Origin of the sequence: Providencia sp. PROV201 (assembly GCF_028479545.1) — a bacterium.
GTDB classification, from domain to species: Bacteria; Pseudomonadota; Gammaproteobacteria; order Enterobacterales; family Enterobacteriaceae; genus Providencia; species Providencia huaxiensis.
This window is the reverse complement of sequence record NZ_JAMPNW010000013.1, coordinates 77,652-90,162: the sequence shown is the minus strand read 5'-3', so window position 1 is coordinate 90,162 and position 12,511 is coordinate 77,652. Positions and strand designations below refer to the sequence as shown.

Annotated in this window: 11 protein-coding genes and 1 pseudogene; 2 read left to right on the top strand and 10 right to left on the bottom strand. The window is 40.1% G+C overall.

Annotation, left to right across the window (positions count from 1 at the left end; translation table 11 throughout):
* Positions 1 to 13: 13 nt before the first annotated feature.
* Complete coding sequence (serA, locus tag PR809_RS12410; RefSeq protein ID WP_004261923.1) at positions 14 to 1,264, bottom strand: phosphoglycerate dehydrogenase; 1,251 nt, start codon at positions 1,262 to 1,264, stop codon at positions 14 to 16.
* A 445-nt stretch (positions 1,265 to 1,709) separates the two neighbouring features.
* On the bottom strand, positions 1,710 to 2,372 hold the full coding sequence (gene rpiA, locus PR809_RS12405; RefSeq protein ID WP_102137421.1) for a ribose-5-phosphate isomerase RpiA: 663 nt from the start codon (positions 2,370 to 2,372) through the stop codon (positions 1,710 to 1,712).
* Between the two features lie 203 nt (positions 2,373 to 2,575).
* Between rpiA and PR809_RS12400 the strand changes: the two genes are divergently transcribed.
* Positions 2,576 to 3,487: a LysR family transcriptional regulator ArgP gene (locus PR809_RS12400; protein ID WP_102137420.1), complete on the top strand. Its 912-nt coding sequence runs from the start codon at positions 2,576 to 2,578 to the stop codon at positions 3,485 to 3,487.
* On the opposite strand, the gene PR809_RS12395 is transcribed toward PR809_RS12400, so the two are convergent.
* From PR809_RS12395 to PR809_RS12380, 4 genes are all read right to left on the bottom strand, one after another.
* The gene (locus PR809_RS12395; protein ID WP_166267672.1) at positions 3,484 to 4,218 is read right to left on the bottom strand and encodes an oxidative stress defense protein; all 735 of its coding nucleotides are present in this window, start codon (positions 4,216 to 4,218) and stop codon (positions 3,484 to 3,486) included. The two genes, PR809_RS12400 and PR809_RS12395, sit on opposite strands and share 4 nt — an antisense overlap.
* A 152-nt stretch (positions 4,219 to 4,370) precedes the next feature.
* The gene (argO, locus tag PR809_RS12390; RefSeq protein ID WP_166267670.1) at positions 4,371 to 5,006 is read right to left on the bottom strand and encodes an arginine exporter ArgO; all 636 of its coding nucleotides are present in this window, start codon (positions 5,004 to 5,006) and stop codon (positions 4,371 to 4,373) included.
* 224 nt (positions 5,007 to 5,230) lie between these two features.
* Complete coding sequence (gene mscS, locus PR809_RS12385; protein ID WP_166267668.1) at positions 5,231 to 6,103, bottom strand: small-conductance mechanosensitive channel MscS; 873 nt, start codon at positions 6,101 to 6,103, stop codon at positions 5,231 to 5,233.
* Between the two features lie 142 nt (positions 6,104 to 6,245).
* Positions 6,246 to 6,611 (bottom strand): YacL family protein, encoded by a 366-nt coding sequence (locus PR809_RS12380; protein WP_102137416.1) that lies wholly within the window; start codon positions 6,609 to 6,611, stop codon positions 6,246 to 6,248.
* A 99-nt stretch (positions 6,612 to 6,710) separates the two neighbouring features.
* On the opposite strand from PR809_RS12380, the pseudogene PR809_RS12375 reads away from it, so the two are divergent.
* Positions 6,711 to 6,851 (top strand): annotated as a pseudogene (locus PR809_RS12375) (VOC family protein); the annotation flags it as partial.
* 62 nt (positions 6,852 to 6,913) lie between these two features.
* Here the strand turns inward: PR809_RS12375 and acnB are convergent.
* From acnB to PR809_RS12355, 4 genes are all read right to left on the bottom strand, one after another.
* Complete coding sequence (acnB, locus tag PR809_RS12370) at positions 6,914 to 9,511, bottom strand: bifunctional aconitate hydratase 2/2-methylisocitrate dehydratase (protein WP_166267666.1); 2,598 nt, start codon at positions 9,509 to 9,511, stop codon at positions 6,914 to 6,916.
* Positions 9,512 to 9,952: 441 nt separating this feature from the next.
* On the bottom strand, positions 9,953 to 10,306 hold the full coding sequence (locus PR809_RS12365; RefSeq protein ID WP_206276267.1) for a VOC family protein: 354 nt from the start codon (positions 10,304 to 10,306) through the stop codon (positions 9,953 to 9,955).
* Between the two features lie 227 nt (positions 10,307 to 10,533).
* Positions 10,534 to 10,896 carry a hypothetical protein gene (locus PR809_RS12360; protein WP_166267662.1) on the bottom strand — a complete coding sequence of 121 codons (363 nt, stop codon included), beginning with the start codon at positions 10,894 to 10,896 and terminating at the stop codon, positions 10,534 to 10,536.
* 7 nt (positions 10,897 to 10,903) lie between these two features.
* Positions 10,904 to 12,247 (bottom strand): hypothetical protein, encoded by a 1,344-nt coding sequence (locus tag PR809_RS12355; protein ID WP_241098669.1) that lies wholly within the window; start codon positions 12,245 to 12,247, stop codon positions 10,904 to 10,906.
* Positions 12,248 to 12,511 lie beyond the last annotated feature (264 nt).

Genomic DNA, 12,511 nt, shown 5'->3' with positions numbered 1-12,511 from the left:
TTTTTAGCGTAACTTAGAACAGTAAACGCGCACGAATGGTTCCAGGTAAATCTTTTAATTTCTGGAGTGCTTCATCTGTTTGGTTTGGCGTTTGCATTAATACATCAATAACCACATAACCTACGTTGCCTGATGTACGTAAGTACTGGCCGACAACGTTAATGTTATTTTCCGTGAAGACTTGGTTGATGCTATTCAAAATACCTGGACGGTTTTCATGAATATGCAAGAAACGGTTGGTATCTTCAGTATGCACTGGCAAAGAAACTTCAGGGAAGTTAACCGCAGATAATGTTGAACCATTATCTGAATACTTAGCCAGTTTACTTGCCACTTCTAACCCAATATTTTCTTGAGCTTCTTCTGTCGAGCCCCCAATGTGCGGTGTTAAAATCACATTGTCGAACTTAATCAATTCAGAGATAAATGGGTCATTAGGGTCATTGTTCGCAGCGGGTTCACTTGGGAATACATCCACCGCAGCACCTGATAAATGCTTGCTTTCCAACGCGGCTGCCAGTGAAGGGATATCCACGACTGTTCCACGTGATGCGTTAATGAATATAGAGCCAGGCTTCATACGGTCGAATTGTTCTTTAGCAAACATATTCTTCGTACTTGGGGTTTCAGGCACATGTAAGCTAACCACATCGCTCATGTTCAGAAGTTCAGTTAAAGAACGAACTTGAGTTGCATTACCTAAAGGCAGTTTGTTTTCAATATCATAGAAGAAAACATTCATACCGATACCTTCAGCTAAGATCCCTAACTGAGTACCAATGTGGCCATATCCAACAATCCCAAGACGCTTACCACGCGCTTCAAAACAGCCTTTAGCTTGTTTTTCCCAAATACCGCGGTGTGCTTGCATATTGGCTTCAGGAATACGACGTAGTAAAAGTAATAATTGGCCTAATACCATTTCTGCAACGGAACGTGTATTTGAAAATGGTGCGTTAAATACAGGGATACCGCGTTTTGCCGCAGCATCTAAATCAACTTGGTTGGTGCCAATACAAAAGCAACCCACTGCAACGAGTTTTTCTGCTGCAGCGAAAATTTCTTCAGTAAGATGAGTACGGGAACGGATACCTACAAAACGTGCATCTTTAATCGCTTCTTTTAATTCTTCGTCGGATAACGCACTTTTGTGATATTCAATGTTGGTGTAGCCCGCGGCTTTTAAGTTATCAACCGCACTTTGGTGCACACCTTCTAGCAGTAAAAATTTAATTTTGTCTTTTTGCAAAGATACCTTAACCATTTCCCTACCCTATCGTGAACGTACTTAAGATTTATAACAGATGAACCTATGTGTTTGCCTAACATAGCTCAAGAGAGATAACATCCATCTACCTTGAGCTATGAAGCGTATACCAACATAGCAAAAAATAGCGCAGTAGCAATACAACCGTTTGCTTAATGGATGCTAAAAAGCGCGAAGAAAAAGAAGTAAAATGGTAGAAAATCAGGGGTGGTAACACAAAATAAGGATTTTTCCTGTACAATGCCTATTTGTGTGAGATATATCACCAAAATAGCCAGACATTAAAAAAAATAAAATAAATTTCAAATTGATGATATTTATAAAACTGGTTAATTAATTTAGCTTCTACCAAATCATAGACTAATGACAAAATACCAGTAAAACAAAAAAACCAGCGGGTATAACTCCACTGGCTTATTGGAATAATTAAATATGATATAGATTATAACTTGATGGTTTTAACGCCTTCGTTTGCAGTCCCCATCAATACAACATCAGCACCGCGATTGGCGAATAACCCAACGGTCACAACCCCCGCAATCCCATTAATCGTATTTTCTAATGCCACAGGGTCAACGATATTTAAATTATGGACATCTAAAATCACATTGCCGTTGTCTGTAATCACATTTTGACGGTACTCTGGCGTACCACCCAGTTTAACCAATTCACGTGCCACATAGCTACGCGCCATTGGGATCACTTCAACAGGCAGTGGGAATTTACCTAGTACATCAACTAACTTAGATTGGTCAACGATACAGACAAAGGTTTTTGCAATTGCGGAAACAATTTTTTCACGTGTTAAAGCCGCACCACCGCCTTTGATCATATTCATATGGTGGTCAACTTCATCAGCGCCATCAACATAAACATCTAATGAATCCACTTCATTACAATCAAATACTGTAATACCCAGTGATTTTAATTTTTGAGTTGATGCTTCTGAGCTTGATACCGCACCTTCTATTTGGCCTTTCATTGTGGCTAATGCATCAATGAAGTGTGAAGCCGTTGAACCCGTTCCAACACCAACAATAGTGCCCGGTTTTACGTAATCAAGTGCTGCCCAACCTACCGCTTTTTTTAATTCGTCCTGAGTCATACTCATGCCTTTTAAGATTTAATTGAGTCGTGATTAAGGTTATTAATAACTAGTATATACCGGACACCCAATAAGTTGCAGCTTTGTTCGCTGTATTTATGTCACGGTTCTTGGGATTTACGCCACAACAATAATATTTTTAAGTGTTGCGTGTAAAAATATGGCATAGTGCTTGGTAGAATAACAACAAGGAGATTTTTTTGATGAAGCGCCCTGACTATCGCGCATTACAAGCACTGGATGCCGTTATCCGTGAACGCGGCTTTGAGCGTGCGGCTCAAAAGCTCTGCATCACGCAATCTGCTGTGTCACAACGTATAAAGCAGTTAGAAAACCTGTTTGGGCAACCACTACTTGTGCGTACCGTTCCGCCGCACCCAACTGAACAAGGGCAAAAACTGCTAGCACTGCTTCATCAAGTTGAATTATTAGAAGAGCAATGGTTAGGTGATGAAAATAGTGGCTCAACCCCGTTGTTACTCTCACTTGCCGTCAACGCTGACAGCTTGGCAACTTGGTTTCTTCCTGCCCTAAACCCTGTATTAGGCAATAGCCCTATTCGGCTAAACATTCAGGTTGAAGATGAAACACGGACTCAAGAACGTTTAAGACGCGGCGAGGTGGTCGGCGCTATCAGTATTCAACCCCAAGCCTTACCGGGTTGTTTAGTCGATAAACTTGGCGCACTGGACTATATTTTTGTTGCGTCACCTGGCTTTGCGGCAAAATACTTCCCTGATGGTGTGACTCGCTCTTCGTTATTAAAAGCACCTGCGGTTGCTTTCGACCATCTAGACGATATGCACCAAGCCTTCGTACAACAAAACTTTGGTTTGTCACCGGGCAGTGTTCCATGCCATATCGTGAACTCCTCGGAAGCCTTTGTGCAGTTAGCGAAACAAGGTTCTACCTGCTGTATGATCCCACATTTGCAGATAGCCAGTGAATTAGCGAATGGTGAATTGGTTGATTTAACCCCGGGGTTATGTCAGCGGCGGATGCTCTACTGGCACCGCTTCGCACCTGAAAGCCGTACAATGAAAAATGTGACTGACGCCCTATTAAAAACGGGGCGCCAGATGTTAAAACAAGAAGATGAACCCGCAAAAAGCTAGCGTTTTAATTCAAATACCACATCGACTTGGTCATTAAAATCAATACTCTGTTGTTCATAGGTCTCATCAATCTTGAGGTCTTGAGCAACAGAGGCTTTCATCGCCCCACCATAATTTCTTGCAGCCATTGGGTATGGCACCGCAGCTGGCGCATTATAGTTAATGCTATACACAGGACCTAACTGGACATTAAAGCCTTTTGCTAAGATATTGGCTTGTTCTGTCGCATTTTTAATCGCTTGAGACCGTGCTTCATCACGATACTGTTGCGGGTTAGCCACACCAAACTGTACTGAGTTGATTTCATTGAGACCTGCGGCTAAAGCACCATCTAACAAGACATTAAGTTGGTCTAATTTCTTCACTTTCACTTCAACAGAACGTGTTGCCGTGTAGCCTTCGATGGTTGATTTTTGCTTCACGCTACTGTAATCATATTTAGGCTGAGTTCGCACATTTGCCGCGTTGATATCTTCTTTTTCAATGCCATTTTTCTTAAGAAACTCAAAATACTCTGCAACTCGCTTATCGACGCCAGCTTTCGCAGCTGCCGCATCTTTTGCAGTGACTGTCACAAGAATGTTCAGCGTCGCCATATCTGGAGTCGCTTTCACTATTGCATTACCCGAAGTTGTAATGTGTGGGCCATTGGGTAACGGGTCAGCCAAAGACATGGTAGGAACCGCAGCACCTGCTACCATCGCAGCTAAAACTAAAGATTTTAATTTCACAGAACCTCCCAAGAAAATTATTTATCGCTAAAAAAGGGATAATTGGTAATAAACTATCCCTGAGCTCAATTTAACAGTAACACATGAAACAAAAAGTACAGTCAGAATAATGAGAAATTGAACTTTATTGCTTGTCTGTTGAAGATATATTGTTATTGAGAAATCAAACCGAGTCCCTTAAGCCCCTGTATCGCAAGTTGAAATGCAATAAACCACATCACACTCCCCACGAAAATGTTAATAATGCGCTGTGAACGCGGTTTATTTAACACGGGTGAAAACCAAGCAGCAAGTATCGCCAATGCAAAGAACCACACAAATGACGCCGTTAGTGCTCCAGCCGTAAACCAAGGTCGTAACTGGTTTTCTAACTGTCCACCGACACTACCTAGAACCACAAAGGTGTCTAAATAAACATGAGGATTCAGCCAAGTGACGGCAAACAGTGTAACAATCACTTTCCACCTTGTGATAGCCCGGCTTTCCGTTTGAAGTATGACCTCATCAGGGCTGAGCGCTGTACGAAACGCACCATAGCCATACAACATAAGAAATGCTACGCCAGCCCACGTGATCAATTGCATTAATATTTCAGACTGGCTGAGTAAAGCACTGCCACCAAACACACCTGCGATAATTAAAACGGTATCACTTAAAGCGCATAATAATGCACTCATTAAATGAAACTGCTTTCGGCTTCCTTGCTGTAAGACAAATGCGTTCTGTGGTCCTAAAGGTAATATCATTGCAGCACCTAATAGCGCACCCTGTAAATAGATCGAAAACATGCATTAATTCCAATTTTTTATTCAATTAATATGCATGAATATTAGCGATAAAAAATTATTAGTGGAAATGATTAAGTCTAATGGGTCATAAGTATCACTTATAACCAAAAATGCATCGGTAAGAAAAATATCGGGGTGGAAATATAGGAGTGAGAAATGAATAAGAGCCCATCGAAGACAGGCTCTTATTTTCAGTGAAACTGCTGAATATGACTTTCTAAATATTACTCTGCAGCATCTTGCTTGATAGGCGCATTTTGCTTATGAACATGAACATCCATTTGTGGGAATGGGATACCAATATTATGTTTGTCCAGAGCGCGCTTAAACTCTTCTAGCAAATCCCAATATACAGGCCATGCATCACCGTTAGTGGTCCAAAAACGCACTAAATAATTTAATGATGACGGAGCCATATCATGTAAACGGATAGTGACGCCTTTAGCATGCTGAATACGGCTATCCGCAGCGACGATATCACCTAATACTTTTTTCACCACATCAATATCAGAATCATAAGCAACACCCACAATAATATCTTGACGGCGATTAGGCTCACGACTGGTATTAATGATGTTATCAGCAATTATCTTCCCATTAGGAATAACAATAATACGGTCATCTGCGGTTCTTAACGTCGTTGAAAATATTTGTACATTTTGCACAGTGCCTTCAACAGCACCGATTGAGACATACTCCCCCGCTTTTAGTGGCCTAAATACCACCAGCAACACACCTGCCGCAAAGTTACCCAGCGAGTTTTGTAATGCTAAGCCAACAGCTAAACCGGCCGCACCCATTACCGCGATCACAGAAGCAGTTTGTACGCCAATTTTCCCTAATACCGCAATGAAGGTGAATGCAACAATGGTATAACGTGCTATCGCTGATAAAAAGTCACTGACTGTTGAATCAATACCTTTCATGGTCATCACGCGATGTAAACCACGCCCAACCCATTTTGCAATCATCATCCCGACAATCAAGATAACAATTGCAGACACGATATTCACAGCATACTGAACTAACAGATCTTGGTTTGCCACAAACCAATTCGTTGCATCATTCAACGCGCCTGTAACATCATCAGTATTCATATATATATACCCTTTAGGATCCAATTATCAATATTAACCCCAACCAGTAAATCTTTAAAAAAACGTTTAATGGCTGGCCGTACATTGCAAATAATAGCGATGATTTATTAAAACACAAAACAAATCACTAAATAAAATTATTCTATCTATTTTCTATAACAAAAATTCGATAATCCTTTAGCATTAATAAGAAGTCATCAGTGCCGCAAAATGCAACACTTTCATTATCATAATAACTCATTCCTTCTTCCAACCCTTCAGTTTCAAATGATAATTGGTTGGCGCGGATCATCACTTCTTCATCATCAAGCAACAATGTATATTCGTGGCCAATAAGCTCCCATTGTTTTTCACTGCCTTTGATTTTTTCGTAATTTTCTTCAATAGCATCTAACAGACTAAGGTCATTTTTGACCTCTTCATTAAGCCAATATCCAATAGCCTCATGATCCATCGAGAATTTAGCGGAGATAGCTCCGGTGATATCTTGGAAAAATTGGTAGTCCATATGCAGTCCCTCTACTCTTGCGTTATTGACGCTAGTATAACGCGAGTCAAACCGCTTTGTTGAGAGGTATTACCAACAGAAAAAATAAAATTGAGTAATGACGTGCAAAAGCATATTGAACAACAAGGTATAAAAATTATCGAAGGGCCGGTGAATCGGACTGGTGCTACTGGAGCAATTAGATCTATTTACTTACGTGATGTCGATTTAAATTTAATCGAAATTTCTGAATATATTTAGCGAATACACCCAATTAAAAAAGGCCCCTAACATTAGGAGCCTCCATGATTAATATTACCTTGTTACACGGCTGTTTGGAAAATCACGCCATCCGCTTTTTCGGTATATTGTGATAACTGGTCAAAGTTCAAGTAACGGTAGGTATCCGCTGCTGTTTCATCGACCTTATCCATAAATTGCAGATACTCTGCTGGTGTTGGTAAACGACCTAATAAAGAGGCTACCGCTGCCAGTTCTGCTGATGCGAGGTAAACATTCGCACCTGTCCCTAAACGGTTCGGGAAGTTACGCGTTGAAGTGGAAACGACCGTCGCTCCATCAGCTACACGTGCTTGGTTACCCATACACAGTGAACACCCTGGAACTTCAATACGCGCACCACTCTTACCAAAGACGCTGTAGTAACCTTCTTCAGTTAATTGTGCTGCGTCCATCTTAGTTGGTGGCGCAACCCATAAACGCGTTGGTAATTGGCCTTTGTGGGAATCCAATAACTTACCTGCTGCACGGAAGTGGCCAATGTTTGTCATACAAGAACCGATGAAGACTTCATCAATTTTCTCGTTTTGAACATCAGACAATAAACGTGCGTCATCTGGGTCATTTGGTGCACACAGAATTGGCTCTTTGATGTCATTCAGGTCAATTTCAATGACTGCTGCGTATTCCGCATCTGCATCACCTTCTAGCAGTTGTGGATCTGCTAACCAGTTTTCCATCCCTTTGATACGGCGTTCAATAGTACGACGATCACCATAGCCTTCTGCTATCATCCATTTTAATAGAACGATATTCGATTGCAGGTATTCGATAATTGGCGCTTTATCTAATTTGATAGTACAACCCGCTGCTGAACGCTCTGCTGACGCATCCGCTAATTCAAACGCTTGTTCAACTTTCAGCTCAGGCAAACCTTCGATTTCTAAGATACGGCCAGAGAAAATGTTTTTCTTACCTTTTTTCTCTACGGTCAGTAAACCATCTTTGATTGCATACAGTGGGATTGCATGAACAAGGTCACGTAATGTGATACCCGGCTGCATTTCACCTTTAAAACGAACCAGTACTGACTCAGGCATATCCAGAGGCATCACCCCTGTTGCTGCAGCAAATGCGACCAAACCAGAACCCGCAGGGAATGAAATACCAATTGGGAAGCGCGTATGTGAGTCACCACCTGTACCGACGGTATCAGGTAATAGCATACGGTTTAACCAAGAGTGAATAATACCATCGCCTGGACGCAGAGAAACACCACCACGGTTCATGATGAAATCAGGTAAAGTATGGTGCGTTGTGACGTCAACAGGCTTTGGATACGCAGCAGTGTGGCAGAATGACTGCATAACCAAATCTGCAGAGAAACCAAGACAAGCCAAGTCTTTCAGCTCATCACGGGTCATTGGGCCAGTTGTATCTTGTGAACCTACAGAGGTCATTTTTGGCTCACAGTATTCACCAGGGCGAATACCTGGGCGACCGCAAGCACGACCAACCATTTTTTGTGCTAATGAGAAACCACGGTTGCTTTGTGCAACGGATTTCGCGTGACGGAATACATCTGTTGCTTCTAAGCCCAGAGATTCACGTGCTTTGCTGGTTAAACCACGGCCGATAATCAGTGGAATACGACCACCCGCACGGACTTCGTCAATCAGCACATCTGTTTTTAATTCGAATGTTTCGAGTAGCTCACCCGTTTCATGGTTACGCACTTCACCTTTAAATGGATAGATGTCAATCACATCCCCCATATTCAGTTTAGAAACGTCCACTTCAATTGGTAATGCGCCCGCATCTTCCATTGTATTAAAGAAGATGGGTGCAATTTTGCCGCCCAATACTACCCCACCGCCACGTTTATTTGGCACAAATGGGATATCGTCACCCATAAACCATAGCACGGAGTTAGTCGCTGATTTACGAGAAGAACCAGTACCGACAACGTCACCCACGTAAGCTAGTGGGAAACCTTTCTTATTCAGCGCATCAATTTGCTTGATTGGGCCAACATTACCCGCATCGTCTGGTTCAATACCATCGCGTGCGTTTTTCAGCATTGCTAATGCGTGTAATGGGATATCTGGACGTGACCATGCATCAGGGGCTGGCGATAAGTCATCTGTGTTAGTTTCACCAGTCACTTTGAACACAGTTACGGTCATTTTTTCAGCTAACGCAGGGCGCTCTTTGAACCACTCGGCATTTGCCCATGACTCAATAACTTGTTTCGCGTGAACATTTCCCGCTTTCGCTTTTTCTTCTACGTCGTAGAAGTTATCAAACATCAGTAAGGTGTGGGAAAGTGCTTTAGCGGCGATTGGCGCAAGTTTTTCGTCATCCAACGCTTCAATTAGTGCATGGATGTTATATCCGCCCTGCATAGTCCCTAGCAGTTCAATGGCTTTTTCAGGGGAGATAAGAGAAGAGGAAGTTTCGCCTTTAGCTATCGCGGCTAAAAATCCAGCTTTTACGTACGCTGCTTCGTCAACACCAGGGGGGACGCGGTTGGTCAGCAGGTCTAACAGGAAATCTTCTTCACCTTTGGGTGGGTTTTTGAGTAACTCTACCAGTGCAGCTACTTGTGACGCATCTAATGGCTTAGGGACAATCCCTTGAGCGGCACGCTCGGCTACGTGCTTACGGTATTCTTCTAGCACGACGTTCTCCTCGCTTCATTGTAATTTGTATACCCGGCTGTCTGCACCATACTGACAAAATTATCATCCGGTGCCAGGTCAGAGGAATTTGCTCGCATAATCTCAATGGCGGTAAAATTATGCCCAGCTTCGGGCGATCAGCATAGCAGAATTTAAACGTAATGTTAATTCATTCACAAGAAAGCAACATTTAACTACTAACTTTACGCCTTAACACTTCATTACTGGTTATTTTTCAGCTTAAGATACTATTAATCATCGTAAAACGCCGAAAAAACCATACTTTTTATAATGCATTTTAAAATTTAAAGCACCCTAATTAGTGCCTTTTTTCATCAGCTATCACAAATTATATTTTTTATCGCAATTTTATTTATATTACTAATTGATAAGGTAAATCATTGCGATTGGTTTTAATCCCTTTAAAGGTTTTAATGGATTTTACCGCCCTTTTAAACCAATTAAATTGCCAAACGGGTCTTCAAATTGGCACATTCGGTTGTTACCATCTATTAACATTGGCCCGCGGTACAGCTTTGCCCCTAATTGAGTGAAATGCTCAAAAGCCAAATCAAAATTATCGACCTGCCAATACAATACCGTTCCCTTTTTACCCTCACTAACTTTTTCATCCGCTTGCACCACTTCTATCGTGAAGTCTCCGACATGTAATAAGGTGAAATCAAATTCAGGCAAGTATTCTGCCTTTGCTTGTGGAAAAGCTTGCTGATACCAAGCCAATCCCGCTTGGACATCGGGTACGTGGATTAAAATTGCAGTGGGTTTTAGTTCCATAGCGCTTTCTTATTAATAGGTATTATTTTGTTTTAGCTTACACCAATGATTGAAAGTTAGTAAATGTAGATAAGGTGTAAACAATGGCCAAACCAGCGATTGCTTACGCCTTGAGCATCATCAAGTCAGATCATTTGACCCTGTAAATATACAGAATTATTTACAGGGTCTTACAGAGTCATCTAAGGAAATTATTGTATTGACCTAAACCTATTTAGATAGAAAATTTAAGAACCCACATATTTTCCGGATCCATCCATCCATAAAATCGCTGGCATTTCATAAAAATAGAAGTTCAAGTCATCATCATCCTCTGCTTTAGCATTTTCAGGCCAGTATTGTTCAAGATGATTAACAATTTCTTGACTATTAGCATTCCAATACGGAATGTTTTTGCCTAAAGGATCATCAGGAGAACAGAATCTAATTATTTGCTTCTCTAATAACTCTTTTATCATAGAAAAGAATATCCCCCTATGTTCATAGAAACACTTGTTTGGATTCCAACTCACTATGGAACCAAACAACCCTGATAACCATAGCCCTTTTGCATCACCAATAATCTCATCAAAATGTAGAGTTTTTTCCATTATAGACTCACTTTAAAAATTTTATTTCTGCTGGTGCAGCATCCTTAGCAATACCTCTTGGAATATCAATCGTCCAAGCCTTCCCTGTTTCACTTGCAGAATGAGAAAAATCACGTAGATTGAAGCTCCCATTTGGGGTTTTAACAGTATAAATATTTCCTTTTCCCGGAACAGCCCTTACTTCCGGTAAAACTCTATTACCTGTTAACTCAACAAAATACTGCTTAATTTCTACTTCTGATGCTCCATTAAAAATCTTTGCGTTACCTTTGTTTGGCGTTTCAATTAAAGTCCTATTTCCTATTTGAATGCCAGATCTACTATTATCATATTCAAATAATTCTTTAATTTCATTTTTTCTATTAGAAACTTGAATTGTTTGTTGTTTAAGCCTTTGATCATCGGGCTCAAGTCCATTAGGAGTGCCACTTACGCTACCACCAGAAGTCTCTAAAGCACCTTTTTCTTCTACCCCTAACTCCATTCCAACATTTGGATTTTTTGCTGCTTTATCTATATCATTTGAGCAACTCATTCCGAAAGTACAATCAAACGTTTCCGCTAGACCATCACGAATATTACCTAATGCCTTTTCGATACCTTTTGCAATACTGCTATCTGCTGTTTGTGTTACTTGTGAATTTGAACCAACACCATGAGGTAATGTAGGAACATTCGGAGACGGAATAGCAAATATACTACTTTGAGTAAAGTTGAGTTTATTCAAATTCTCTGTATTAACATCAATGGCATTAATTAATCTGCTATGTAAATATTTAACAGAAGTAATACTTCCTCTTGCCGACTTATCAAGTATCTCTTCATCTCCATCTCCATATTTATAATTGTCATTCAAACTGTCTAGATAGGTATTCTCATTATACCCAATTAAAAAGCTATCTAGCTCAGCTGAGGTTTTATACTCTTTGCTGATTAATCTGCCAGATATCATTATCTCTTGTACAAAAGGGTATTTCTCTGGATTATTTAAAAATTTCCATTCATTAAATCCTTCAACTTTTTCCAAAAATAATTTTTGTTTCTCGATATGCTCTTTAATTATTTCCTTTTTAGTCTCAATATTTTCTTTTGATGATAAATCAACCTTTCCATTTTTATCTAATAAAGACTCAATATCTATAGGAGTAGCCATATATTCACAATATGACATGTAATCCATAAAATCATTTAGAGCGTGATACCATTCAGGTGAAACTTCATGTCTATAACTTTCAAGATAACTATTATATCCATCATAATATCCATCACCGAAATATAAAGCGGTATTATTCTCAACAGGTAATCGAGTTCCTATTACAGTCATTGAATCCACATGACTCATATTTGTCATAATCTAATTTCCTTATTAGCATTTAAATATCACAATAAGGAAAATAAAATTTAATATTTTTATAGTCAACTAAACAGTATCATTCAAATAATATAAAAATACTGAATTAAATAATCATATCAAAGATACTAAATTTCTTAGTTAGTTATTAAAAACAAGCATTAATGAATTAAATAAAACTTTGTCTTTATTTTTAGATAAATACAAAAAAAGCCAACGTGTTTCCACATTGGCTTCATTCGCTTTGCTGATAAACAGCATACT

Bases quoted from the DNA above. Each gene is read 5' to 3' on its own strand.
- serA (WP_004261923.1), bottom strand. From the start codon at position 1,264: ATGGTTAAGGTATCTTTGCAAAAAGACAAAATTAAATTTTTACTGCTA.
- rpiA (WP_102137421.1), bottom strand. From the start codon at position 2,372: ATGACTCAGGACGAATTAAAAAAAGCGGTAGGTTGGGCAGCACTTGAT.
- PR809_RS12400 (WP_102137420.1), top strand. From the start codon at position 2,576: ATGAAGCGCCCTGACTATCGCGCATTACAAGCACTGGATGCCGTTATC.
- argO (WP_166267670.1), bottom strand. From the start codon at position 5,006: ATGTTTTCGATCTATTTACAGGGTGCGCTATTAGGTGCTGCAATGATA.
- mscS (WP_166267668.1), bottom strand. From the start codon at position 6,103: ATGAATACTGATGATGTTACAGGCGCGTTGAATGATGCAACGAATTGG.
- PR809_RS12380 (WP_102137416.1), bottom strand. From the start codon at position 6,611: ATGGACTACCAATTTTTCCAAGATATCACCGGAGCTATCTCCGCTAAA.
- PR809_RS12365 (WP_206276267.1), bottom strand. From the start codon at position 10,306: ATGGAACTAAAACCCACTGCAATTTTAATCCACGTACCCGATGTCCAA.
- PR809_RS12360 (WP_166267662.1), bottom strand. From the start codon at position 10,896: ATGGAAAAAACTCTACATTTTGATGAGATTATTGGTGATGCAAAAGGG.
- PR809_RS12355 (WP_241098669.1), bottom strand. From the start codon at position 12,247: ATGACAAATATGAGTCATGTGGATTCAATGACTGTAATAGGAACTCGA.